General features: G+C 54.8%; 14 protein-coding genes and 1 other RNA gene. 3 read left to right on the forward strand and 12 right to left on the reverse strand.

Features of this window, described 5'->3' with window-relative positions; translation table 11 throughout:
• Positions 1 to 20: 20 nt before the first annotated feature.
• From ssrA to smpB, 6 genes are all read right to left on the reverse strand, one after another.
• Positions 21 to 383: a transfer-messenger RNA gene (gene ssrA / locus ACLJRH_RS22730) on the reverse strand.
• Between the two features lie 71 nt (positions 384 to 454).
• Positions 455 to 1,618: an HlyD family type I secretion periplasmic adaptor subunit gene (locus ACLJRH_RS22735; RefSeq protein ID WP_000342601.1), complete on the reverse strand. Its 1,164-nt coding sequence runs from the start codon at positions 1,616 to 1,618 to the stop codon at positions 455 to 457.
• A gap of 7 nt (positions 1,619 to 1,625) precedes the next feature.
• Positions 1,626 to 3,806 carry a type I secretion system permease/ATPase gene (locus ACLJRH_RS22740; RefSeq protein ID WP_000196155.1) on the reverse strand — a complete coding sequence of 727 codons (2,181 nt, stop codon included), beginning with the start codon at positions 3,804 to 3,806 and terminating at the stop codon, positions 1,626 to 1,628.
• Positions 3,803 to 5,212: a TolC family outer membrane protein gene (locus tag ACLJRH_RS22745; RefSeq protein ID WP_001528538.1), complete on the reverse strand. Its 1,410-nt coding sequence runs from the start codon at positions 5,210 to 5,212 to the stop codon at positions 3,803 to 3,805. Before ACLJRH_RS22745 ends, ACLJRH_RS22740 begins: the two co-directional genes overlap by 4 nt.
• A gap of 64 nt (positions 5,213 to 5,276) precedes the next feature.
• Positions 5,277 to 16,751 (reverse strand): biofilm-associated protein BapA, encoded by an 11,475-nt coding sequence (gene bapA / locus ACLJRH_RS22750; RefSeq protein WP_023136474.1) that lies wholly within the window; start codon positions 16,749 to 16,751, stop codon positions 5,277 to 5,279.
• Between the two features lie 614 nt (positions 16,752 to 17,365).
• A complete protein-coding gene (gene smpB, locus ACLJRH_RS22755; protein ID WP_001518569.1) occupies positions 17,366 to 17,848 on the reverse strand; it encodes an SsrA-binding protein SmpB in 483 nt (160 codons plus the stop codon).
• A 188-nt stretch (positions 17,849 to 18,036) separates the two neighbouring features.
• Between smpB and ACLJRH_RS22760 the strand changes: the two genes are divergently transcribed.
• Together ACLJRH_RS22760 and ACLJRH_RS22765 are read left to right on the forward strand one after the other, a co-directional pair.
• Positions 18,037 to 18,474, forward strand: coding sequence for a type II toxin-antitoxin system RatA family toxin (locus ACLJRH_RS22760; RefSeq protein ID WP_001543334.1), 438 nt, complete (start codon positions 18,037 to 18,039; stop codon positions 18,472 to 18,474).
• Positions 18,464 to 18,754, forward strand: a complete 291-nt coding sequence (locus ACLJRH_RS22765; RefSeq protein WP_001112990.1) for an RnfH family protein — start codon at positions 18,464 to 18,466, stop codon at positions 18,752 to 18,754. Before ACLJRH_RS22760 ends, ACLJRH_RS22765 begins: the two co-directional genes overlap by 11 nt.
• A gap of 160 nt (positions 18,755 to 18,914) precedes the next feature.
• On the opposite strand, the gene bamE is transcribed toward ACLJRH_RS22765, so the two are convergent.
• The 3 genes from bamE to nadK form a co-directional block, all read right to left on the reverse strand.
• Positions 18,915 to 19,253, reverse strand: coding sequence for an outer membrane protein assembly factor BamE (bamE, locus tag ACLJRH_RS22770; RefSeq protein ID WP_001203445.1), 339 nt, complete (start codon positions 19,251 to 19,253; stop codon positions 18,915 to 18,917).
• A gap of 148 nt (positions 19,254 to 19,401) precedes the next feature.
• Entirely contained in the window at positions 19,402 to 21,063 is a 1,662-nt protein-coding gene (gene recN / locus ACLJRH_RS22775; protein ID WP_000880965.1) for a DNA repair protein RecN, read from the reverse strand.
• A gap of 85 nt (positions 21,064 to 21,148) precedes the next feature.
• Positions 21,149 to 22,027 (reverse strand): NAD(+) kinase, encoded by an 879-nt coding sequence (nadK, locus tag ACLJRH_RS22780; RefSeq protein WP_001059155.1) that lies wholly within the window; start codon positions 22,025 to 22,027, stop codon positions 21,149 to 21,151.
• Positions 22,028 to 22,149: 122 nt separating this feature from the next.
• On the opposite strand from nadK, the gene grpE reads away from it, so the two are divergent.
• Positions 22,150 to 22,740, forward strand: a complete 591-nt coding sequence (gene grpE, locus ACLJRH_RS22785) for a nucleotide exchange factor GrpE (RefSeq protein WP_001518875.1) — start codon at positions 22,150 to 22,152, stop codon at positions 22,738 to 22,740.
• Positions 22,741 to 22,774: 34 nt separating this feature from the next.
• Here the strand turns inward: grpE and ACLJRH_RS22790 are convergent, their stop codons facing one another.
• The 3 genes from ACLJRH_RS22790 to ACLJRH_RS22800 form a co-directional block, all read right to left on the reverse strand.
• Positions 22,775 to 23,380, reverse strand: coding sequence for a hypothetical protein (locus ACLJRH_RS22790; RefSeq protein WP_023136472.1), 606 nt, complete (start codon positions 23,378 to 23,380; stop codon positions 22,775 to 22,777).
• 120 nt (positions 23,381 to 23,500) lie between these two features.
• Complete coding sequence (locus ACLJRH_RS22795) at positions 23,501 to 24,787, reverse strand: HlyC/CorC family transporter (RefSeq protein ID WP_127172650.1); 1,287 nt, start codon at positions 24,785 to 24,787, stop codon at positions 23,501 to 23,503.
• Between the two features lie 19 nt (positions 24,788 to 24,806).
• Positions 24,807 to 25,598, reverse strand: a complete 792-nt coding sequence (locus ACLJRH_RS22800; protein ID WP_001537507.1) for an inner membrane protein YpjD — start codon at positions 25,596 to 25,598, stop codon at positions 24,807 to 24,809.
• Positions 25,599 to 25,732: the final 134 nt, after the last annotated feature.

Consider the following 25,732-nt stretch of genomic DNA (forward strand, 5'->3'; position numbering starts at 1 on the left):
ACGTAACCCCTTGTTTTATTTGGTGGAGCTGGCGGGAGTTGAACCCGCGTCCGAAATTCCTACATCCTCGGTACTACATGCTTAGTCAGTCTTTACATTCGCCTGGCACCTGCGGACGGACACGCCACTACCAGACTAGCCTGATTCGTTTTAACGCTTCAACCCCAGGCAGGGCATCCGCGCGATCTCTTTTGGGTTTGACCTCTCTTGATCCCCGTCCTAAGAGCGGAGGCTAGGGAGAGAGGGCTCTAAGCAGGTTATTAAGCTGCTAAAGCGTAGTTTTCGTCGTTTGCGACTATTTTTTTGCGGCTTTTTACGAGGCCAACCGCCCCTCGGCATGCACCTTGGGTTTCGCAAATCCCGTCGAATCCAGAATCAGCCCCAATGTGTAAGGTAAGTATAACAGACTTGTGACATGCGTGACCAGCCCCCGTATCTTCTTATCTTCAACGATTTACCGCTCGCGCAGCGCTTCTTTCGCGCGATTAAACGGTTTGATTAAATAGTCGACAATGGTTTTTTCACCGGTTTTGATATCCACCGTGGCGATCATGCCTGGAACAATCGAAAAACGGCGTCCTGATTTATTTTGTAGATAGTCCTGGTGGGTGCGGATAAACACGCGATAGTAGAAAATTTCCGGTTTCACTTTATCCTGAATGGTGTCCGGTGAAATGGTCTCCACCACGCCGTCAAGCCCGCCGTAAATGGCGTAATCGTAAGCAGTAATTTTAACCAATGCGCGTTGGCCGGGATGAATAAAGGCGATATCACGCGGCGAAAGGCGGGTTTCAATCAGCAGACGATCGTCTACCGGCACTATCTCCATCATCTCGCCGTTAGGCGGGATCACGCCGCCAATCGTCGTGACCTGGATATTTTTAACAATGCCGCGTACCGGCGAACGCACGGTAAGGCGGGTGACGGAATCCTCGCGTCCTTTTAAAATGGCGGAGAGCATATCGACCTCAGCGTTCGCTTTCGATAACGCTTCGCGTGCCTGCACATAATATTGTGAGCGCAGATCGGTAATTTTTAAGCCTAAATCGCTTTTTTGTCGTTGCAGGCGTAGCACTTCAACATGACTGGCCGCGCCGCTTTTCTCCAGCCGCTGGGTAATGGTCAGCTCTTTATTAACCGACGCCAGCGCATCCCGTAGCTCGGCTTCGGTATCGGCCAGCTGTGCGCGGCGGCTTTTATAGAGACGCGTCTCTGCGGCAATCAGATCCGGCCAGCCGTTCAGCTCAGCGGGGAAGGCGAGAGGTAAGTCGCTGACTTCCGCAGTTAACCGTGCGCTGGAGGCGAGTGAAGCTCGATATTTTGCCGCACTTTCACCCACATTGGACGCCAGACGCGTCGGATCAAGCCGGGCGACAATCTGATTAGCCTGAACTCTGTCGCCTTCCCGCACCGTCAACTGCGCCAGAATGCCGCCATCCAGCGACTGCAGAACCTGTTCGCGTGAACTGGGGATCACTTTCCCGTTGCCGGTGGAAACCTCATCCAGTCGGCCAAACCACGCCCAGATGCCGAGAATGAGAAATAACAGTGAGCAGATCAGAACAATACGACCCGCGCCGGAAAACGCCCGTTCACGCTGAATATCGGGATCGTCCATCGCGGCATCATGCTGACTGATTTTCATTTTTCCACTCCCGACGGTGACTTTGCATCCGATCCGCGTTAAGCGCCTGCGCTTTTGGCGCATCCATCACCAGTTGTCCTTCTTTCAGGACAATGACACGCTCAACCAGCTCCAGTATTGGTACCCGGTGCGTCGCAACGACCAGGGTACGATTGCCAAGCCACTGATGTAACCGCTGAATAAACTCTCGCTCCGTATGCTCGTCCAGCGAGGCGCTGGGTTCGTCAAGTAGCACAATATTGGGGGAGCGCAGCAGCATTCTCGCCAGCAACAGGGACTGACGCTGCCCGCCGGACAGGCCGTTACCACCCTCCATAATGGGATGATCCAACCCTTTTGCCAGCCGCCTGACGAAGACGGCGCCGCCGCTGACTTCGAGCGCGTCAAAAATCTGTTCATCGTTGGCGTGCGGCGCGCCGAGCGTCAGGTTCTCTCGTAGGGTGCCGAAGAAAAGCCGCGCGTTCTGGCTAAGAAAGCCGATGTTGCGGCGTAAATCCGCCATATCGATGTGCGACAAGCTGAGATTATCAAGCCGGGCATCTCCCTGAATCATCTCCAGGCCGCCCGCCATCGCCTGTAAAAGTGTGGATTTACCCGCACCGTTACGCCCCAGTATCGCAATCCGCTCGCCTGGCATGATCTCCAGACGCACGAGGCGCAACGGTATGCGTTGATCGTCGTTATGGTAACGAAACTGAGCGTTTTCAAAGAGGTAATGCCCGTGGAGGATGTCGCGGTGTATCAGGCTATCGTCATGCTGTGTCTCGGTGGGCAGTTGCATAATGTTGTCGAGACCCATCTTCGCCGCTTTCACCTGCTGCCAGCGCGCCAGCACGCCGCACAGGTTAGCCATTGGCGCGATCATCCGCGAGCCGAGCATCGACGCGGCGACCACGGCGCCGGTAGTCATACTGCCTTCAATGACCATCGGCGCGCCGAACATAATCACTGCGGCATACACCAGACTTTGTACCGACATCCCCCAACTGATAAGCCCTTGCGTGAGTTTGCGGGTGCGTAGACCCGACTCGCCGGTGATACGGATATAGCTATTCCACTGCTGAAGAAAGCGGTTCTCCGCCTGCATCAGTTTAATATCTTCCAGTCCCTGAACGCTTTCGACCAAGACTGCATTGCGTAGCGTCGCTTCGTGGGCGGCCTGGTTGGCGAGGACAGCCAGTTTTTTTTGCAGTGCGACGCCCGGCAGGATCATCAGCAGAGCCGCCACGGGCGCTATCCATGCCAGCGGTGGGGCAATAATCGCCAGGACTACCATAAACAGGAAAAAGAAAGGCAGATCGACAATGGTCGCCAGCGTTGAAGAGGTAATCATCTCGCGGATCTGCTCCAGTTCGCGTAACTGCGAGATAAAACTGCCAGTGGAACGGGGGATAGCGCTGTTGCGCAGCCTTAACGCATGACCGAATACCCGATCGGAAATGCGCATATCGGCGCGTTTACCGAGCACGTCCATAATGTGCGTACGCGCTTCACGCAGCAGAAAACCGAACAGCACCGCTACCAGCACGCCGAAGGAGAGCACGTACAGGGTAGGATATGACTGAGCGGGGATCACTCGATCGTAAACCTGCATAGAGAACACAATCCCGGCCAGCGACAGCACGTTAATCAGAAAGGCGGCGACCATTACCGGTAAATAAGGGCGAATATCCTGCAGAACCAGCTCGCGCATCCAGTCGGGTTTAAAGCGGGAGATATAGCGGTCGACGCGGCTATCCTTGAGCGCCGATAGCGGGCGTAGCGCGGCAACATAGAGGATCTCCGGCAATAACTCGCTGAGCGTCATGCGGTTACGCTGGCCCTCTTCTTCAATCACAAAAACGTCTACCGCATCTTCGCCATTAACATGTTCGATGACCAATAACTGCCCGTCCCGGAGCTCGACAACCAACGGCAATCGCCACTGACTAAATGCCGTTTTGTCTATGTCCGGCGCATGAAAGGATAAACCCGCCTGCCGCGCGAGCTGCGTTAAGGCGGTCGTTCTGCTTTTACCCCTAAACCACGGGGCGTTGGCCTGAATTGAACCGGGAGAACAGGCAACGCGATAATGACCGGCGACATAGCTGATGGCCTGCGCCCATTGGCTTAGCGCGCGCTCACTGAGTACCTCTTCTACATCGGGGGCGGCGCGGGTCATGGCTGGATCTCCACGGATTGAATGCTGCGATGATTTAACGCGAACGCCTGACGAAGCGCGCCGGTGTTATACAGACAGTTCAGTTGCAACTGATGCAACTGGCTTTCCGTTTGCAGTTCGGCAAAACGCGCCTGGTAAACCTCTTGCTCCGCATTAAGCACGTCGAGCAGCGGGCGGGAACCGAGGTCAAGGTATTGCTGCTGATACAGTTCGCGCGTGCGTTCGCTAAGCTGCTGTTGCCGACGAAGGATTTGTAACGCGCTGGCAAGACTCATTGCCTGGCTGCGTGCCTCCATTAGTTTCTGGCGGACATCAAGCCGGGTGCGCTGAATGGTCGACTGAGCCGCGTCTACCGCATGGCTGGCGGCGTTGCGTCGGGCAGTCAGCCCTCCGCCCTGGTAAAGCGGCATCTCAACTTTTACCCAGGTGGAATACTGGGTTTTATCCAGTACTTCATGACTGGGATATTTATCATTAAGATAATGTTGTACGGAAGGTTCGAGCGAAATCGTCGGCGTCATTTGCGCGCTGGCATAGTCCAGATTCGCCCGCGCAACGTTGGCCTGCGCCCAGGCGGCCAGTACCGCGGGCACCAGTCGATCGTCGGGAGTCGCCGTCTCACAGCTGCGAGCAAGTTTCGCCGGGAAGTCATTATTGATGCCGTTAAGCGAATTCCAGCCCAGCCAGCTCATCAGTGAGGCTTTCGCACTGTCGAGATTGGCCTGATACTGCGCCAGTTGCGAGCGGGCGGATTCGATTCTGGCTTCGGTTTGCACTACGTCAGATAGCGACGTAGCGCCTTCATCGCTGCGCTGCCGGATAAGTTTACCGATGCTGTCCAGCGCGACGAGCTGTTCTTCCGCCGCTTCTACCATTTGCTGCCAGCTCTGCGTTTGTACAATGGCGTTGGCGGTTTCGTGCGCGACGGTATCAATACTGAGCAACACATTGGCCTGTTGCTGTGCTGCGCCTGCGGTTTCGGCGCGAACCTGGCTTGCCACTTTGCCGAAGTCATAAAGCATTTGCGATACCGACAGCACCAGCGAGGGGCTATACCCGTGATCGGTGTAGGTATTGCTGTACCCATTGTTCACGCCAGCGCTGACTTGCGGATAATATTTCGATTTGGCGACCTCTATTTGTTCATTCTGTGCGAGCAGTTTGCCGACGGCTTCGCGAATAGAAGGATGCCAGTTAACGGCGCGATTGACCGCGTCATTGAGCGTCAGGTTGCCCGGCGCGGCGGCGCTGAGCGGCAACTCAGCGGCGGAGCCATCCAGCGAAGGAAGCATCTGGTCCGTTGCTAATCCTTCGGATGTAATAATTGGCGGCGCTTCTGCGCCCCGGGGCTGGTGATGAAACAAAGCAAATGCCAGTACGATGGCGACAGGCGCGACTCTTCCCATAGTTTATCCCTTTTAAATATCACCGCTTGTTGCCCCGAACGTCGTGGCGTTCGGGGCTTTTTTATCAACCGCCGGTTATCAGGTGGTTGTTTTGCAAAAGATCATTTAGCGTGAGCTGCACATTCTCCAGAGTGACAAGGTCAGTGGATTTAAACGCGCTGCCGACGCCGTCGCGATCGACGGATATCACCGTATTGGCGCCGCTGGTATGAACCTGAACAAAGTTACCCAGCGTCGCCGCCTGATGATCCCAGCCGGTCAGCAGTTCGTGGATATCGATCTTGTCGCCCTGCGCGGTGGAGAAGTTTTGCCAGCGATCGGCGCCATTGCCGCCGGTCGCGTCCGCGCCGTTTAACAGGTGGTAAATCAGCGTATCGCCATAGGCGGAGCCGATGAGAACATCGTTTTGGTTGGTACTGACGATTTGCGGCGCCATATCAATGGTCAATGTGGCGCTATCCGTATGACCCATCTTGTCATCCAGTTGATAGGTAAAGACCTCTTTACTGGTGATGGACGACATCGCGACGCCATTATTCAGGGTGTAGGTGTAAGCGCCATCGAGGTTAATTTGCAATGTGCCGTAATGTCCCTGAATCGTGGCGCTGGTGGTATTCGCCGCGGCGTCCAGCGTGGCGGCGCTGCCGTTATACCCGCTAATGCTCAGGCGGGTATTCACCGTATTAAGCTGATCCATCGCCCCCGCCGCATCGCTGCCGTCAAAAATATTGCCGAGAACGGTATGCGTTCCGGACGTTTCAAAATTATCCAGATCGACGGTGGTGCCGATGACGCGTGGCGTGATCGTCGCCGCCCCGGCCAGGGTATTGGTGCCGGTAAAGTTAAGCGTGTACGTTCCGGCATCCAGCTCCAGGCCGCTCAGGTTGACGGTCACCGTCGCGCTGCCCAGCGTGATATTCGCCACCGGAACGGTTCCGTTGCGTATGACGGTCCCGTTCTCCTGAATGGCCCAGCTAATATTCAGATTGCCCAGCGTAATGAGCGTGGAGACATCAAAGACCAGTGACGCGCCTTTAAGTACGGTGCCCGTTGCAACGTCAAAGGTGCCGCTCCCGCTGCCCGATTTGCCGAGTAGCCCCCAACTGGCGCTGCCGACGCTGGAGTCCAGCCAGGCAGCGGTATCCTGAAGCGTGGCGACGCTAAGGGTATCGCTGACATCATTAATCGCATCCAGCGCCCTGGCGGTTGGCGTGATATTGAGCGAGGCCGTATCGGTATCGCCGTTTGGCGCTTTGACCGTATAGATAAAGCTGTCCGGCGTTTTAATGCTGTCGGCACCGACGCCATTCTTCAGCGTGTAGGTATAGTTGCCTCTTGCGTCAATGATGAGCGAGCCATACAACCCGTTTACCTCCGTCGTGCCGGTCGCCGCAATCGCCACGCCGTTTACTTCAGTGAGGAGGGCGTCCGTAGGGGCGACATCATTGGTCAGTACGTTGCCGGTGGTGTTGGCGGTGATACTGTCAACGGCATAGGTGTGGTCCTGGGAAATCGCCAGCGTATAGCCAGTGAGGACGCTAATGCCGCTGGCGGTATTCAGCACGAACAAGTATTCGCCGCCAGGCAACGTCAGGGTCAGCGGCTGGGACTGTCCGGCTAACAGCAGGGTGTTAATCCAGCCCTTTTGCACCCGGAACTGCTCATATTGTTGAATGGCATCGTTGAAGCGATAAACGTACAGATCGAACGTGGAAACCAGTGAGACGCCGCCGACGGTTCCCTGTAACGTCATGGTTCGCGTAGCGCCTTCTTCAACGTTAAAGATGATCGGATTAGTCATATCATCAAGCAGATTCGCGTTCAGTACATTACCAAGTCCGACGCTTAATACCGTGACGCCGCTTTGTGTCGAGGGACCGTTGTTGACGTAGCTAACGTGAGTATCAAAGACCAGTGAGGCGTTATTGTCTGTCGCTATCACGCTGCCCGGTACAGGCGCGGGACCCAGATTGATAACCAGTTGCGCGGCGCTGCTACCGACGCCATTCTGGGTAATGGTGTAGGTGAAGCTCTCTTTATGTCCGTATCCCGCCGTGGGCTTAGTCAGCGTGTAGGTGTAACTGCCATCCTGATTAATGTGCAGCGTGCCGTATTGCCCCTGGATATCCACGCCGCCCGCGCCGACCGGTGTACTGACACCGTTGGCGTTGGTGATGGCGGTGACCGTGGTGCCCGTCGGCGCGGTATCATCAGCCATGACGTTGCCGGTACTGATGGTTGGCCCGCTAATAATACCTGCGCTGGTCTGGTGTACATCGACATCCAGGCTGGTATATGACCCGGTGGCGAGCAGACTGGTGTTATAAGTGAGTACCCGGTACTGGCCTTCGCCCAGGCCGCTCAGGTTCAGAGTAACGCCGCTCCCGGTCAGGGTAAGCAAATTCGCGAAGTCGCCAACGGCGGTGTTGACGATCGTCGTCCAGGCGCCGAGGCTGGTGTCGTAGCGCTGTACCACAATCTCCTGAGTACTGAGCAGCGAAAGCACGATTCCCGTTGCGGCGGCATCAATGGTGACGTCGCCCGTACCACCTTCAGCAATGGTGAACTCAACCTGAGCGGTATCGTTACCCAAAACCGAGGCGACATTGCCAAGCGCGCCAACCAGCAGCAGGCCGTAATCCGAATAGTTTTGCGTGCTGGTGACGGCGGTAGAGGTCAGATCAAGACTGGTGATGTTATCCCTTGCCGCCAGCGGCAGAATCGGCGCGGTAATGCCTAACGTGCCGGAGGCGTTACCCGCAGCGTCAGTGGCCGTCACGTTAATGAGTTGACCTTCAATTTGTTTTGTCGGCAAGGTGAGAGACCATGCGCCGTTGCTGCCGGCGGTGGTGGTGAGCGTCACGCCGCCCGCCAGCGTGACGGTTACGGTGCTGTTTGCCTCTGCCTGTCCGGAAAGTGAACCGCCATCGGCGCTGAGCGTACCTGACGGCGTACCGGGCGCCAGCGTATCGACAATCACCGTCGCGGCGGTGGAGACGCTGCCTGTACCGTTGGCGTTAGTCGCGGTGGCGGTGAAGGCGTGACTGCCTTCGGTCAAATTGCCTGTCGGGGTAAAGCTCCAGTTTCCGCTGGCGTTCGCCGTGGTGGTACCGAGCAGCGCCCCGTTGTTATAAATGCTCACCGTGGCGCCCGCCTGAGCGGTACCATTCAATGTGGGTTGTGCGTCATTAGTGACCTGACCGTTGGCGATAGCGCCGGTATAAATACCCACATCATCTACTACGTTGGTGATGATCGGTGCTTCCGGCACGCGCGTATCGGGCGCGGTAAATCCGGCGGCAATGCCGGTGTTGCCTGCTTTATCCTGGGCAAATGCCAGTAGCGGCTGACCATTGGTCTGCGCGGGCGTGAGTGTGGCGGTGAAGCTGCCTGTACCGTCGGCGGTGGCGGTTCCCAGTACCACACCAGTCTCAGAGGTAATCGTCACTGTACTGCCTGCTTCCGCGGTGCCCGTCACCCGATTACCGGTAGCATTGATGACCAGGTTGCCGGGCGCGCCGGGCGCAATGGTATCCACGATAATCGTTGTCGATGGCGAAGCGGCGCTAACGTTGCCAGCCGCATCGGCGGCGCTAACGCTATAGGCGTGACTTCCCTGGCCGAGCGCGGCGGTTGGCGTCCAGCTCCAGTTGCCGCTGGCATTGGCGTTCACGGTCGCAACCAGCGCGCCATTATCGAAGATGCTTACCGCGCTGTTGGCTTCCGCGGTACCGTTGAGCGTCGGCTGTGTGTCGTTGGTCGATTGTCCATTGCCAATGGCGCCGGTATTGTTCGGGACATCATCAACGATGCTGGTTATAAGCGGAACCGTTGGCGCAAGGGTATCGACCACGATAGTAAAACCGCTGGTGGCCGGGCTAACGTTGCCTGCCGGGTCGGTGGCGGTCACTGTTAATGTGCGCGTGCCGTCGTTTAACCCTGTCGTCGGCGTGAAGCTCCACGCGCCGCCCGCGTTAGCCGAGGTGACGCCAAGCAGAGTGTTGCCATCATAGATACTGACCACGCTGCCCGCTTCGGCAGTGCCGTTCAGCGTGGGGCGGTTATCATTGGTTATCTGACCATTAGCGAGATTTCCTGTGACCCCGCCCGCGACGTCATCCACCACGGACGTCAGGATTGGCGTTTGCGGCGCGGTGGTATCGACCGTCAGGGTGAAAGCCGTACTGTTCGGGCTGCTGTTTCCTGCGGCATCGGTGGCGACGGCGGTGATGACGTGCGTTCCGCTTGCCAGCATTGAGGTGGAGACGCTCCACGCGCCGTCAGATTGAGCCGTTGTTGTGCCAATGACCGTACCATTTTCATAGAGCGTGATCGTGGCGCCGGCTTCTGCGGTGCCGCTGAAGGTTGGCGTAGGATCGTTGGTATTTTGGCCGTTCGCGATCGTGCCGAGGCCTGGCGCCTGATCGTCACTGACTGATGTGATTACCGGCGTCAGCGGCGGCGTGGTATCGACGACGAAATTAACGCTGTCTGAAACGGGACTGGCGTTGCCTGCGGCATCAACGGCAATGACGGTAATTACATGGTTGCCCGTCGCCAGAGAGGCATCGGGCGTGTAGCGCCAGCTACTGCTATTGTCGGCGGGAATTTCAGCCAGCAGCGTGCCGTTATCGTAGAGACGAATAGTTGTGTTGGCTTCACGGGTGCCGCTAATGACAGGGCGCGCCTCGTCTGTGATCTGTCCTGAACTCAGATTGCCGGTAATGGGGCCCGTACCGTCGTAGACCGTATCAATAACAGGCGCGGCGGGAGCCGTGGTATCAATAGTAAACGAGCGTATTTCGGACGCGGCGCTGGTATTGCCTGCCGCATCGGTTGCTGTCGCCGTCAGGTTCCAGACGCCCGCGCCCAGCGAGGTAGACGGCGTAAAGCTCCAGCTACCGTTGGCCTGAACTTGCGCCGTGCCGACCAGCGCGCTGCCATTATAAATCGAGATGGTTGTACCCGCCTCACCGGTACCCGAAAGTGTTGGTCGGGTTTCGTTCGTCGAGCCGCCGTTGGGGACGATGCCCGTCACCGGCGCCGTATTGTCTGCCACGCTGGCGATAACCGGCGCGGCGGGCGGTGTGGCGTCAATCGTCAGCACAAATCCGCTGGACACCGCGCTGCTATTACCCGCCGGATCGGTGGCGCTAAGGGTGAACGTGTGGCTACCGTTTGCAAGCGGCGTCTGTGGCGTAAAACTCCATGTGCCGTCGCTATTCACCGTCGTGGTACCGATGGACGCGGAATTACCGTCAAGATAGACATTAATCGTCGCGCCAGCCTCTCCGCGCCCGTTCAGGGTGGGCGTCGCATCGTTCGTTAGCTGCCCGCTTACCAGGTTGCCGGTAATACCGGGTTGGTCATCTACGACGGAGGTAAGAACCGGGATCGCCGGAGGCGTAATATCGACCACGATCGTCCACGGCGCGGAGACCGCGCTGGTATTGCCCGCCGGATCGGTAGCGCTAACCGTCAGATTATGGCTTCCCTCTGATAAATTGCGGGGCACCGGGAAGATCCAGCTACCGTTTTCGCCTACCTGAGCCGTGCCAAGCGGCGTACCGTTATCAAAAATGGTGATTGTCGCGCCAGGTTCGCCAGTTCCGTTCAGTATTGGCTGCCGATCGTCGGTGGATTGCCCCGGTAACACCGGGACGGTCGGTTGATTGTTATCGTCAATCACGGACGTGATAACCGGCACATCTGGCGCTTGCGCGTCAATGTTCAGCGTAAAACCGTCCGAAGGCTGGCCGCTATTGCCGGCGGGATCGGTCGCTACGGCGGTAAAGATGTGCGCGTTGCTCTCCAGCGGCGCGTTCGGGGTGAAGCGCCAGTTGCCGCTTTGATCTACCGTAGCGGAACCGATTTCTACGCCGTTATCCAGAATGCGGATGGTGGCGCCTGCTTCTCCCGTTCCGTTGAGCGTCGGGCGTGAATCATTGGTGAGCGCGCCGTTATCCAGCGTACCGGTCATGCCGGGGACATCATCCGTTGCGCTGGTAATAATCGGTTGCGCCGGCGCGCTAAGATCGACAGTGATCCCGACCGGTGCGGACAGGCCGCCCGGGCCATTCGCATTGGTTGCCTGGACGGTGAAGTAATGTGTGCTTTCGCTTAATGGCGTCGCAATCTCAAAGATCCAGTTCCCGCTGGCGTCAACGGTGGCAAAGCCTGCCGAATCGCCATCAATGAAAATTTCAACGGTAGAGCCGATATCCGTAGTGCCGCGCAGCGTCGGCGTGGTGTCGTCCGTGGCGCCGCCCGCCGCAATATTCCCCTGTACGCTCCCGACATCATCTTCAATCGCCGTGATGGCCGGGACGGCGGGCAGACCGCTGTCGGAAGCGGGAAAATTCGTAGCCGGGCCGTTATTCCCCGCGCGATCGATAGCAATTGCCGTCAGCGTACCGCCATCGGTTTGCGCCGGACTGAGCGTAACGACGAATTCACCGGTGCCATTAGCGACAGCGCTGCCGACCAGGGTGCCATCGGCATGATGAATTTCAACGGTAGCGTAAGGATCGGCAAGTCCGGCGACGCGCGTGCCATCGTCGTCCACCGTCTGGATCGTTGGCGCGGGCGGGGCGGTGATATCCACAGTAATGGTGATCGGTTGGGTTTGCGCCGTGGTATTTCCAGCATCGTCAGTCGCGCTGAAGGTTAGCGCATGGCTGGCTTCTGACAATTCGGGCGTATTGAATGTCCAGCCCCCGTCGGTGACGAGCGCCGTACCGATTGCCACGCCATTGTCGTAAATCGTGACGGTGCTGCCGTTTTCGCCGCTGCCGTTGATAGTCAGCGTCCGATCGTTAGTAAAGGCGCCATCGGTTAATGGCCCGGTCACTGGCGCAACATCGTCGAGGATTTCATTGACGACGGGCGGCTGCAACGGAACGGTATCGACGGTGAAGGTAAAGCTGTTCGATACGCCGCTGCTGTTTCCGGCGGCGTCGGCGGCAATGGCGGTCAGGGTGTAGATGCCATCCGGCAACGCGCTGGTCACCGGCAGCGTCCAAGTGCCGGTCTCATCGACGGTGACTACGCCCACGACACTACTGCCGTTATAGAGCGTGATCACGCTGCCGATGTCGCCAGTGCCGTGAATGACCGGTGTATTGTCGTCAGTGGTTGCGCCGCTGACAATAGTATCCTGGACTTCGCCGACGTTATCTTCGGCAAAAGTGATAACTGGATTGGCGGGCGCAGTGGTGTCTAGCGTAAAAGTGACTGAGGCGGAAGGTGGACTGATATTGCCCGCTATATCGGTTTCCGTGACGGTAATGGTATAGGTTTCTGGCGTCAGTGCCGCAGGCGTAAAGCTCCAGCTTCCGTTATCGCCTACCGTTGTGCGACCAATTTCACTGCCATTATTGTAGAGAATTATCGTGCTGCCGATCTCTCCCGTGCCGCTGAAGGTCGGCGTGGTATCGTTCGTTGCGCCATTATTGCCGATGTTGCCGATAATCGGCGCGACGTTATCGCTGATTAGCGGCGCGTCAGGCTGCGCTGGAGGCTGGGTATCAAGGGTAACGGAGAAAACGCTGGAGGTGGGGCTACTATTGCCTGCGGCATCCGTGGCGGTGGCCGTCAGGATGTTTAACCCTTCGCTCAGATTACGGGTTAGCGGATAGGTCCAGCTACCCTGTGGATTGACCTGGACGGTAGCCAGTTCTACGCCGTTATTGTACAGGGTGATGATGGCGCCGGGTTCGCCGGTGCCGCTGAGGGTCGGCATACGCTGATTGGTAATACTGCCGTTTGCCAGTAGCACCTCGCCTTCTCCGCCTGTGATGGCGGCTGACACGATCTGCGGCGCATCCGGCGCCTGGGTATCGACGCGCAGGGTAAAGCTGAGGGATTCGGGACTTTCGTTCCCCGCCGGATCGTTGGCGCGAGCGGTCAGAAGGTGGTCGCCGTCGCCCAGCGCGGCAGGCGGCGTAAACTGCCAGCGCCCGTCCGTGCCGACCAGCGCCTGACCTATGGCATTGCCGTTATCGTAAAGGATGATTGTGTCGCCTGCGGTGCCGCTACCGCTCAACCGGGGCTGGGATTCCTGGGTAATCTGATTGGTATCAATCGTATTTCCGTCGCCGTCAGTTACGCCGATAACGCCGGGGGCGGCAGGGGCCTGGGTATCAATGGTAATCGTAAAATCGGTCGAAAAAGGCGTGGTGTTGCCGTTACTGTCGCTGGCCGTCACGGTAAAGGTGTAGGTGTCGTCCGCCAGTGGCGAGGCCGTGGTGTAGGCGTAGCTCCAGACGCCGGAATTACCGACGATAATATCCGCTATCCGTGCGCCATTCTGATACAGGTGTACTGTGGAACCCGGTTCACCTGTACCGTTAATCGTTGGCGTGCTGTCGTTAGTGAGCCCCAGATGCGCGACGCTACCGAGAATACCCGGCGCATCATCTGTAATGAAGGTGATTACCGGTTGCTGCGGCGATTGCGTATCGACCACCAGGTCGAATGACGCGGCCGGACTGGCATTGCCTTTAGCGTCGGTTGCGATTACGGTCAGTCGATGCGCGCCTTCACCTAAATTTTGCGACGGCGTAAACGTCCAGGTGCCGTTGGGCTGTAGCGTGGCGAGTCCCAGCGAAACACCGTTATCAAAAATTTCGACACGCGCGCCAGCCTCCGCCGTACCGCTAAGGGTGGGGCGGTTGTCATTGGTGGTTTGTCCGTTAACCAGCGGCCCGGTGAAGCTTTCAACATCGTCCAGCACCTGAGTGATAATGGGCTTATCCGGGGCGGTGATATCGGGCGCTTGCGCTGTGGTTGGCGGGCTAACGTTGTTGGCGCTGTCGGTGGCGGTGACGGTAACCTGTTCGCCGTTGGTCTGTGCGGGGACGAGGGGAAGGGTAAAATGACCTTCGCCATCTGCTTTGCCGCTGCCAAGCGGCGTGCCGTCCGGCGTGGCGATCGTAATGGCGCTACCCGGTTCGGCGGTGCCGCTAATACTGGTGCCATCCTCACTAATTACCACGTTTTTCGGCATTTCCGGCGCGGTACTGTCCGGCGCGATAACCGTCGCGGCGGCGCTTTCGTTTTTCGCAACATCGGTGGCGGTAGCGATAAGCGCCTGGCCGTTAGTCTGCGCCGTATTCAGCGGAACGATAAATTGTCCGTTGCCGTTAGCGACGGCGCTGCCAAGTACGGTGTTGCTACTGTCACGGATAGTGACCGTTGCCCCGGCTTCCGCCTGACCGCTTACGGACAGACCGTCGGTCGCCACGATAAGACCGTTCGGTGCCGCAGGCGCAGTTTTATCCGGCGCGTTCAGCGTTTCTACCGGACCGCTATTCGCGGCTTTATCGGTAACGCTAATGCTTAATGTTTCGCCGTTAATTTTCGCCGGGCTAATACCTATTGAGAAGGTACCGTCGTCGCCTGCCGTTCCACTACCGAGCGTATTTCCCAGGCTGTCTTTGATAACCACAGTACTGCCAGCTTCCGTAGTGCCGGTGAGTCTGTCGCCGACGTCGCTAACCGCCAGGCCTTCCAGCACCGGCGGCTGCGTGTCGATATCAATGGTAAAGGAGACGGACTGCCCGCTGGTGCCGCGATCGTTGGTCGCGGTAGCGGTAAAGACATGGTCGCCATCGGCAAGTGCCAACGAGGGGGTAAAGCTCCATTTGCCGTCAGCGTCAGCGACAATGGGCGGAAAGGTCGGTACAGGAAAGCCGTTATCGTTAATCGATATCGTACTGCCTGGTTCGGCAATACCGCTGAGGGTTGGGCGGTTATCATCTGTGGCATCGCCATTTTTCAGCAGCCCGGTAACGGCGCCAGCGTCATCCGTCACGGTAAGGATAGTCGGCTGGGCAGGATACTGTGAGTCAGAAGCGGTAAACTCCGTGGCAGGGCCGATGTTACCGACGGCGTCCTGAATACGCGCTTCCAGACGCTCGCCGTGGGTCTGGGCCGGATTCAGCGTGATGCTGAAGTGGTTATTTTCTCCGGTAATCGTGGAGCCCAGGTAATTTCCCGCCGGGTCATAGATCGACACGGTACTGCCAGCTTCAGCGGTGCCGCTAACGGTTGTGCCGTCTTTCGCGACATTATCAATGATAGCGGCGTCAGGCGGCGTGGTGTCCACAATGATAGTAGGCGTTGTCGTCACGCGGCTCGTGTTTCCGGCTTTGTCGCTTTGTTCGACGGTAAAGGTATGTTCGCCATCGCTTAACGGTGTAGTCGGGGTAAAGGTCCAGCGTCCATTTTCGTCTACGGTAGCGCTGCCGATAACGGTTGAACCCTCTTTAATCGTGATGGTATTGCCTGCCTCTCCCTGCCCGGAAAATAGCGGTTTTGCCTCGTCAGTCCGGTCATTATTCTGTAGCGGCCCGGTGAGCAAACCGGTGTTATCGGCAATCACTTCAACGCGTGGGGCATCGGGGCTGAGTGTGTCGATAGTCAGCGAAAAGCGGGCTGATTCGCTACTTTCGCCTTTAACGTTAGTCGCAATGGCGGTGAAATGATTTTCCCCATCCGCTAGCGCGCTGGTAATGGCAAAATGCCAGTTTCCGCGGCTATCAACCGTTGTTGAGCCTATTTCCTGACCATTGGCGTAAATATGGATGACTGTGCCTGCGCTGCCGGTTCCCTCCAGAGTGGGGGTATTGTCGTTCGTAAACTGGTTATTGCTCAGCGTGCCGGTGAGGGGAGCGGCATCATCGATAGCGGCGGTGATAATCGGTGTATCGGGGAGAGGAATGTTGGGCGCATCAATGGTTGCGGATGGGCCGGTATTGCCGGCATCGTCAGTCGCGGTCACGGTAAGTTGTTCGCCGCTAATCTGTGGCGCTGTTAGATCAATACTAAATTTACCGTCGCTATCCGCTTTGCCCTCGCCAACGACGTTACCTGAAGGATCTTTGATGGTAATGGTACTGCCCGCTTCGGCCTCGCCGCTCACCGTTTTTCCGTCCGCTGAAATCAGCAACTTGCCGGGAGCGAGAGGCGGGGTAGTATCTACAGGATTACTGCTACCTGGAGTATTGCCGTTAGGGTTACTGCCGCCGGGATTGCTGTTATCAGGGGGATTACCGTCAGGATTGGTGTTATCGGGGGGCGGATTATCGCCATCCGAATGATGGTGGGAATCGCCGCCGCCGGAAGACGCGATAGCGGCAATGCCGCCAGCCGCCACCGCGCCAGCCAGTACCCACGGCCAAACGGCGCCGCCTGCTTCATGGGAAGTGCCGGAAGTGACCAGCAGCTCATTAATATCAGCGATTTGTTCAAAATGTAGCCCGGCTTGCGGATTTTCTACCCACCATAACGTGCCATCATTTTCCGCCAGTACCAGCTGGCTTGCGCCCAGATCGTTGGTAACGTAAAAGTTTTTAATCGTGATCGTTTCGCCGGAATGGAGCGTCACCACCAGATCCTGATTAATGCGCGTAAGTTGACTAATTTCTTCCCGGGCCACTGATAATTTAACAATTGACGGGGCGTTAAGAGTGACCGCTGAGGATTCCACAGTGGTGGAGACGCCAGTCAATTTCGAAACCACGGCGAGTAGACGCATAAATTAGCTCCTGATGGATTTGCTCTGTGTATTAATTAACGGGCACGACGTTCAGGGCAAAATGCGTAGACGAGCCTTCCCATTCATCGTGAGAGATGAATTTCCGTAGCCATATTCTTTTTTATGAGCGTAGGTGAAGGTCTGGTTTTCTCGCCGAATAACCCTTTGTTTTTTGTGCCTGACTAGTGCTTTCGTATTAGATGATATAGTCAGAAAAAAATCTTTCTGCAAATTAAGATCTATTGATAAAGGTGTTAGTGCGTCTGAAATATAACGGAGTTTGTGTTAAGGAGAGGTGGGGTGGGCTAACAACGCATGATGATTTTTTATTTATCTTTATGTTTTATAATGAATTTTAATTTCTTCTTCTTTTTCTTTTTTAACATGAAAACAATACTTTTTGTGAAGGTATTCAGCAATATTAAATTTTATAAAAATCATTTGAAGTATTGTGGTATTAGGCTATAAAAATTTTTTAAACAAAGAATATATTCTTGTTGTCGTGTTTATTGCTATTGATAAGCGTCAGACACAGAGAATATATTTTCGAGGCATGAATGAGATATGAATATTGACCAGCTTCATACTGAGAAGCTGGTCACAAAAAATGTCTATTATCGGCCTGCATTTTTCATAATGCGTGCTTTATCCAGTTGCCACTCACGTTCTTTAAGATCGGAACGTTTATCATGTTGTTTTTTACCTTTCGCCACGCCGATCTTCACTTTGCACCAGGCATTTTTCCAGTACAGAGAAAGCGCGACGACAGTATAACCTTCACGATTAATACGGCCATACAGCGAATCAAGCTCACGCTGATTTAACAACAGTTTGCGGGTTCGGGTTGGGTCGCATACGACATGTGTCGAGGCGACCGCCATCGGCGTAAAGTTTGCGCCAAACAGCCAGGCCTCGCCATCTTTGAGGATAACGTAACTGTCGCCGATATTGGCTTTTCCTGCGCGCAGAGATTTTACTTCCCAGCCTTGCAGGGCGAGACCAGCCTCGAACTCTTCTTCGATAAAGTATTCGTGCCGGGCGCGCTTATTCAGCGCGATGGTGGCTGAGCCCGGTTTATGTGCTTTTTTCTTCGTCATAAGTGTCGTGAATTCATAGGTAATCTGATATCGAAAACACCCCATTACGTCCTGATGAGGTGCAAAAATCTATCTTAGCATGAGTTGGGCTATGCACGCACAATTAAGGCATGACGGTTGGGGACAGCATTTTTTTTACTCGCTGATAAGTGGTATTATTTACACGATTTATGTTGATGGGAATTGCTATGCCTCAGATTAGTCGGACTGCTTTAGTCCCCTACAGTGCGGAACAGATGTATCAGTTAGTGAATGACGTGCAATCGTATCCCCAGTTTTTGCCTGGGTGTGTTGGTAGTCGCGTCCTGGAGTCATCGCCAGCACAGATGACGGCGGCTGTTGACGTGTCGAAGGCGGGTATCAGCAAGACGTTTACGACGCGTAATCAGCTAACGCGTAACCAGAGCATTCTGATGCATCTGGTGGATGGCCCCTTTAAAAAGCTGATCGGCGGCTGGAAATTTACCCCGCTCAGCCCCGAGGCGTGCCGTATTGAGTTTCAGCTTGATTTTGAGTTTACCAATAAACTCATTGAGCTGGCGTTTGGTCGTGTATTCAAAGAGTTAGCGTCCAACATGGTGCAGGCGTTTACGGTTCGCGCCAAAGAGGTTTACCGTGCCGGATAAACTTGTGGTTGAAGTGGCTTATGCGCTGCCGGAAAAGCAGTATTTGCAGCGCGTAACGCTGGAGGAGGGCGCGACGGTCGAAGAGGCGATTCGCGCTTCCGGCTTGCTGGAATTGCGCACGGATATCGATCTGGCGAAAAATAAAGTGGGCATCTATAGTCGTCCGGTAAAACTCACCGATACGGTGCAGGATGGCGATCGGGTTGAAATTTACCGTCCCTTAATCGCCGATCCAAAAGCATTACGCCGCCAGCGCGCCGAAAAATCGGCTGGCAGATAATTAACCTTGCCGGATAACGGTGTGAAAGCCGTACCACACCTGAAGCACAGGTGTGCCTGTAAGCCAGATGAACGTAGCGCCATCAGGCAAATTCGTACCAAATGGCGGGGAGAGGTTTGCAGGCCTGATGAACGTAACCTCATCAGGCGGTATCACAAAATTACTTCGTCAACGCCGGTTTGTTATCAATATTGGTTAACACGCCGCTGCTGTTAAAGGTGAGCGTCAGAGTCTGCTGCGTCACGTTCTCATGTCCTGGCTGCTGGCGGAAGACATAAAACCAGGTGTTCGTACCAAAAGGATCGGTCATCATCGGCGTGCCTAAAGCATACGCAACCTGTTGTTGCGTCATACCAACACGCACTTTGGCGACATCCGTAGGTGTAAGATAGTTCCCCTGATTGATGTCAGGTCGGTAAACCACTCGCTCCAGAGTGGAACAGCCTGCGGTCAACATCAGGAGTACTGCTGCGGCAGCAGTCAGCGTTTTACAGCGCATAGTGATTGGGTTCCTTTTCGGGCCTGAGCAGTACGTGGCTCATATTAATATGCCGATGATAATAGACCTTTCATCACTTTAAAACCTTTTGCTGTCGGGTCTTACGGCGTTTTTGTTGTGAACTCAGACCTTCGGGAGGTAAAAAAGTTTACGCCGCCAGCAGTTCTTTTGCGTTTGCCAGCGTATTACGCGTAACTTCACTTCCTCCCAACAGGCGGGCCAGTTCCTGTAAACGCGCACGTTTATCCAACGGTTGCATATGGGTTTCGGTCATTGCCCCGTCTGTTTCTTTACTGACAAAGAAGTGCTGGTGACCGCACCCGGCTACCTGTGGCAGGTGAGTGACGCACATCACCTGAGTGGATTCGCCAAGCTGACGCAGGAGTTTACCGACCACGGCGGCGGTTGGGCCGCTGATGCCAACATCGACCTCGTCAAAAATCAGTGCCGGCGTTTCCATTTTGCGCGCGGTAATCACCTGAATAGCCAACGCAATGCGCGACAGTTCACCGCCAGACGCGACTTTAGCGATAGGCTGCAGCGGCTGACCTGGGTTTGTCGTCACTTTAAACTCCACGCGATCGGCGCCGTCGTTGCTCAGATGATGCTCATCAAATTTCACGTCGATAGTAAACAGACCGTGCGGCATTGAAAGTAAATGCATACTTTCAGTGATCAACTGCCCCAGCTCCTGGGCGTAAAACTGACGCTGTTGATGCAGCGCTTGCGCCGTTTCCAGCGCTTGTTGGTGATGCTTATTAACCGCCAGCGTCAGCGTTTCCAGCGAATCGGCCTGATCGTCGAGCTGCTGCTGTTCTTCGAGCAGTGACTGATAAAGCTGCGGCAGCGCTTCCGGGCTGACGTGATGTTTTCGCGCCAGCGAAATTTGTTTAGCGATGCGCTGTTCAAGTTCAAACAGGCGATTGGGGTCTAAATCCAGACGCTCGCAATAGTGGCGTAATTCATCGCTGGCTTCGGTGAGTTGAATAGTGGCTTCTTCCAGCATATCCAGGATGCCGGAAAGCTTGCTGTCCATACCCACCAGCTCGCTAACCAGTTGTTTTGCGCTATATAACTGGCTTTGCAGGTTAACGTCTTCGCCGTCCGCGAGTAGCGCCAGAGCGTTCTGGCTGGTCGTAAGCAACTGTCCGCTGTTGGCCAGCCGTTTGTACTCTTCGTCAATTTGCTCGAATTCGCCGGCCTGCGGGTTAAAGTCGTTCAACTCTTTTAACTGATATTGCAGCAGTTCCGCGCGCGCGGCGCGTTCCTGGCTTTGTTGCTGGTGATGGGCGAGATCGCGGCAGCTTTGATGCCATAATTGGTAGCGGGCAGCCATCTGCTGCGCTAAAGCGGCTTCGTTGGCATAGCTATCCAGCAGCGATTTTTGCTGTTCGGGTTTGGTAAGCTGCTGGTGCGCATGTTGACCATGAATTTGAATCAGCAACTGACCTAGCTCGCGCAATTGAGACAGGGGCACAGCGGTGCCGTTAATAAAGCCCCGTGAGCGACCATCGCTGCTGATAACGCGGCGAAGTAAGCATTCGCGCCCTTCTTCAAGCTGGTTTTCTTCCAGCCAGCGCAATGCCGCAGGCGTGTCTTTCAGCGCAAAGCGGGCACACAAATCGGCGCGGGTTGCTCCGGTACGGACCATATCGGCCTCAGCGCGACCGCCCAGACACAGACCCAGGGCATCAATCGCAATAGATTTACCCGCGCCGGTTTCACCAGTAATGACGGTCATTCCGCTCTGAAAATCGATCTCAAGCTCACGAACGATAGCAAAATTGCTGATGGTCAGTTGCGCCAACATAGCTGTTTTCCTGTATGAAAAACCATGACTGTAATTAAATACAGTATAAACTGGTTTTTTATACAGTAAAGAGGCTAACGTAAAATTAGAATAATTTTTTTGACCAACCGAGTTTTGTGCTTAATGTATTGAAATAGCTATAGTCTTTGGGATGTATCAGGTTGAGGTGGTAGTCGCAGCGGCGAATCAGCACATCTTCTCCTTCCTGAATAGGCAGCGCTATCTGGCTGTCGCAGCTAATTTCCAGATCGCTACGGCGATGCGAAAAACGCAGACGAATCGTGCTACTGCTGTTAATGACTAACGGGCGCGCCGACAAGGTATGCGGGAACATCGGCACCAGGGTGATGGCATCCAGTGAAGGGGTCAGAATAGGGCCGCCTGCGGAGAGCGAATAGGCGGTGGAGCCGGTCGGCGTAGAAATGATCAGACCATCAGACCGCTGTGAAAAAGCGAAGGTTTCATCAATATAAACCTCGAATTCGATCATATGCGCCACTTTTCCCGGATGCAGCACCACTTCATTAATGGCTGTGCTGATACGCTTCTGGCGATCCTGTTGGCAGACCTGCGCTTCCAGCAGAAAACGTTTTTCGGAGATATAGCGCCCTTCCAGCACATCAGATAATTGTTGCAGGGCGTTGTCCGGATCGAGATCGGTCAGGAAGCCAAGATTACCGCGGTTAATGCCAATCACATTGATGTCATAACGCGCCAGCGTACGCGCTGCGCCAAGCATATTACCGTCGCCGCCCACGACTACCGCCAGATCCGCCTGTTGACCAATTTCCGCCAGCGTACCGGTTGGTACATTTTTTAGCTGTAATTCGTGGGCGATTTGTTGCTCCACAATGACCTCATAACCCTGATCGCATAGCCAACGGTAGAGCATTTCATGTGTCGTGAGTGCGGTGGGATGACGCGGATGCCCCACAATGCCGATACACTTGAAATGATTATTCATTTTTCTGAGGTCCTTGTAGCGAAGATTGATGACAATGTGAGTACTTCCCTTGAAACCCTGAATCTGATCCCCATAATAAGCGAAGTTAGCGAGATGAATGCGAAAAAAACGCGGAGAAATTCATGAGTAGTAAAGAACAGAAAACGCCTGAGGGGCAAGCCCCGGAAGAAATTATCATGGATCAGCACGAAGAGGTTGAGGCAGTTGAACCAAACGATTCTGCTGAGCAGGTGGATCCGCGCGATGAAAAAATTGCGAATCTGGAAGTTCAGCTTGCAGAAGCCCAGACTCGCGAACGCGACACCGTGTTGCGTATCAAAGCGGAAATGGAAAACCTGCGCCGTCGTACTGAACAGGATATCGAAAAAGCGCATAAATTCGCTCTCGAGAAGTTCGTCAACGAATTGCTGCCGGTAATCGATAGCCTGGATCGCGCGCTGGAAGTCGCAGACAAAGCCAATCCGGATATGGCGGCAATGGTCGAAGGGATTGAGCTGACGCTGAAGTCTATGCTGGATGTGGTGCGTAAGTTCGGCGTGGAAGTGATTGCTGAGACCAATGTGCCGCTGGACCCGAACGTGCATCAGGCGATTGCGATGGTGGAGTCGGAAGAGGTTCCGGCAGGCAATGTGCTGGGTATTATGCAGAAAGGCTATACGCTGAACGGTCGTACCATTCGCGCGGCGATGGTGACTGTAGCGAAGGCGAAGTAAAAGTCTGATGGCCGATGTAAAGTCGGCCATTTTTTTAGCTTAAAAAATCCTGTACTTCGAGCCACGGCGTGTTGAAATCCTCTATTTTTTTATATTCGCTCATTGGCAGAACGACCACATTATAGGTGTCAGCTCCTTCATTCAGATCAAAAATCTGGAAGCCCCTTTTATTGAGTTCGGTCTGAATGCGTTCAAAGATCTCGTCAAGGTAACGGTCTCCGGCTTCACAGACATCGGAGATTTCATCCTCTTGGGTTATTTCGACAAGAAGATTTCTTAATTCCTCAGAATCCGTCAGGTTTTTTGTGAGTTCATAAAAGCGATCTGCGGCAAAATTAGCCAGTTCGCCTTCTTCATCTTCACCTTTCCAGTCAACGAGGTGAATTAATCCTTCGCCGCGTAGAACTTGTAAAAATGCCTGTGCCAGATCGTTATTTCCGAGATCGCCACCGCTACAATCCAGAACGTCCTGCAACCCATATTCGTCTTCATCTTCGTCTTCAAAGATTTCAGGTTGCGTCGAAAGTTGAGAGAAAATAGTGGGCCATAAGGTTGGGTTGTGCGATAAAAAAACGCTGGCGACGACGTTGAGGTCGTCTGCAAAATTCTTATCCCATTCAATTACATAATCTTCTGACATAACATCAATATCCTTTCTGAATGCTTGAAAAGTCATTATTGCATTGTTAAGTAAATGGCAGGAATTGATGGAATCTTAAAAGACGGCGATAAAAAAGGCGAACCGGAGTTCGCCATTATGTTACTCCGCCACACTCTCGCGCAGCGGTTTCACCGGTACAACCTTTACCTGCTTAATCATATTTTCCTGTACATCGAGAATATCGATATCGTACTGCTCAATGCGCACGCGCGTGCCAGCAACCGGAATTTCCTCCAGCGCCTCCAGAATCACCCCGTTGACGGTGCGCGCGTCATCTTCCGGCAGGTGCCAGTTAAACGCTTTATTGATTTCCCGGACGTTGGCGGTACCGTCAATAATGACCGAACCGTCGTTTTGCGGCGTGACCTCTTCCGCCAGTGTCGGTGACATCGATGTGGTGAAGTCGCCAACGATCTCTTCGAGAATATCTTCCACGGTGACCAGCCCCTGGATATCGCCATATTCGTTGACGACCAGTCCGACTTTCTTTTTATTGCGCTGAAATTTAATCAGTTGCGTACTGAGCGGCGTACCTTCCGGGACGTAATAGATTTCATCGGCGGCGCGCAGCATCATCTCTTTGGTGAACTCTTTTTTCTCGGCCATTAACCGCCAGGCTTCGCGCACGCGCAGCATACTGATGGCGTCATCCAGCGAATCGCGATAGAGCACGATGCGTCCGTGCGGGGAGTGGGTGAGCTGCCGCTCGATAGACTTCCAGTCGTCATTGATATCGATCCCGATAATTTCATTACGCGGCACCATGATGTCATCCACGCTGACTTTTTCCAGGTCGAGAACCGACAGCAGCATATCCTGATTGCGGCGAGAGATTTGCGAACGGGATTCATGCACGATAGTGCGTAATTCCTCTTTGCTTAACGACCCGCTGACCACGATGTCCGTTTTAATCCCCATCAGACGCATCAGCAGGCGGGTGATGGTGTTAAGTAACCACACCAGCGGCATCATCAGTATCTGTAACGGCGCCAGCAGGAAGCTGCTGGGATAGGCCACTTTTTCCGGATAGAGCGCGGCGATAGTTTTGGGCAGGACTTCGGCAAAAACTAGCACGACAAACGTCAGTACCCCGGTGGCGATAGCCACGCCGGCGTCGCCGTAAAGCCGCATACCCACAATCGTGCCGAGCGCCGAGGCAAGAATGTTGACCAGGTTATTGCCGATCAGCACCAGGCTTATCAGTCGGTCGGGTTTACGCAATAATTTTTCTACCCGTTTTGCCGAGCGATTACCTTGCTTCGCCATATGGCGTAAACGGTAACGGTTTAGCGTCATCATTCCAGTTTCGGAACCGGAAAAATAGGCCGAGATGACCACCATGATGATTAATATGATAATCAGCGTGGTGGTGGAGATGTGTTCCAGGGGAAACTCCTTTAAAAGCTTAGCTTACAAATTGCTGTAATATGCGGCTACCAAAATAGGCCAGCGTCAGAATACCCGCGCCTGCGACGTTAAACCACACGACCCGCCGACCCCGCCAGCCTTCATGGTAATGCCCCCACAGCAGAACGATATAGACAAACCATGCCACGATAGAGAGCACGGCTTTATCAATATTTTCAGTACTGAACAGGTTATGCATGTAAAACAGGCCGGTACACAGAGTAAGGGTCAGCAGTACGACGCCAATCTGCGTGATATGAAACATTTTGCGCTCAATGCTCATCAATGGCGGCATTTCATTACTAAACGCCAGCTTTTTGTTCTTCAACTGATAGTCGATCCACGCCAGCTGTAGCGCATACAGCGCGGCGATTATCAGCGTCGCGTAAGAGAAAAGCGACAGACCGATGTGCACCATCATGCCTGGGGTCGCTTCCAGATGCGTAATATATTCATTAGGCATGAACGTGGCGAAGGCCAGGTTAATCAGCGCAAAAGCATAGACAATGGGCAGAAGTAGCCAGCCGCGATTACGCGACGCGACAATGGTCATTACCGTGCAGATCATCAGGCTGACCAGCGAACCGACATTCAGCAGGCTCAGGTTTTGTCCACTGTCGCCGCCGGGCAGAATACGCGATTCCAGCGCGACAGCATGGCACACCAGCGCGATGACCGCAGAAAGAATAGCCATACGCCGCCAGCCGCTGTTTTTTTGCAACAGTCCGGGAACGATCAGCGCGAGGCTGAAGGAGTAGGCGACAAGGGCAAGTAAAGCAAAAACGGGCATAGTTGTGTCGACAGTTGACCAGTGAGAAAGAGAAGCAGTATAGCGTTACGTGACCGCAGCTCCAACCGTTGCATAACAACAAAGACGGCTTCATGGTATACTGTGGCGAAATTCTGTAACTGTGTCGCTGCGGC

It is taken from the genome of Salmonella sp. SAL04162 (genome assembly GCF_046551535.1).
In the GTDB taxonomy this organism is placed as follows: Bacteria; Pseudomonadota; Gammaproteobacteria; order Enterobacterales; family Enterobacteriaceae; genus Salmonella; species Salmonella enterica.

What these genes read in the sequence shown, in the direction of transcription:
- ACLJRH_RS22740 (WP_000196155.1), bottom strand. Translation starts at nt 3,806, where the DNA reads ATGACCCGCGCCGCCCCCGATGTAGAAGAGGTACTCAGTGAGCGCGCG.
- smpB (WP_001518569.1), bottom strand. Translation starts at nt 17,848, where the DNA reads ATGACGAAGAAAAAAGCACATAAACCGGGCTCAGCCACCATCGCGCTG.
- bapA (WP_023136474.1), bottom strand. Translation starts at nt 16,751, where the DNA reads ATGCGTCTACTCGCCGTGGTTTCGAAATTGACTGGCGTCTCCACCACT.
- bamE (WP_001203445.1), bottom strand. Translation starts at nt 19,253, where the DNA reads ATGCGCTGTAAAACGCTGACTGCTGCCGCAGCAGTACTCCTGATGTTG.
- recN (WP_000880965.1), bottom strand. Translation starts at nt 21,063, where the DNA reads ATGTTGGCGCAACTGACCATCAGCAATTTTGCTATCGTTCGTGAGCTT.
- ACLJRH_RS22760 (WP_001543334.1), top strand. Translation starts at nt 18,037, where the DNA reads ATGCCTCAGATTAGTCGGACTGCTTTAGTCCCCTACAGTGCGGAACAG.
- nadK (WP_001059155.1), bottom strand. Translation starts at nt 22,027, where the DNA reads ATGAATAATCATTTCAAGTGTATCGGCATTGTGGGGCATCCGCGTCAT.
- ACLJRH_RS22735 (WP_000342601.1), bottom strand. Translation starts at nt 1,618, where the DNA reads ATGGACGATCCCGATATTCAGCGTGAACGGGCGTTTTCCGGCGCGGGT.
- ACLJRH_RS22800 (WP_001537507.1), bottom strand. Translation starts at nt 25,598, where the DNA reads ATGCCCGTTTTTGCTTTACTTGCCCTTGTCGCCTACTCCTTCAGCCTC.
- ACLJRH_RS22745 (WP_001528538.1), bottom strand. Translation starts at nt 5,212, where the DNA reads ATGGGAAGAGTCGCGCCTGTCGCCATCGTACTGGCATTTGCTTTGTTT.
- ACLJRH_RS22790 (WP_023136472.1), bottom strand. Translation starts at nt 23,380, where the DNA reads ATGTCAGAAGATTATGTAATTGAATGGGATAAGAATTTTGCAGACGAC.
- grpE (WP_001518875.1), top strand. Translation starts at nt 22,150, where the DNA reads ATGAGTAGTAAAGAACAGAAAACGCCTGAGGGGCAAGCCCCGGAAGAA.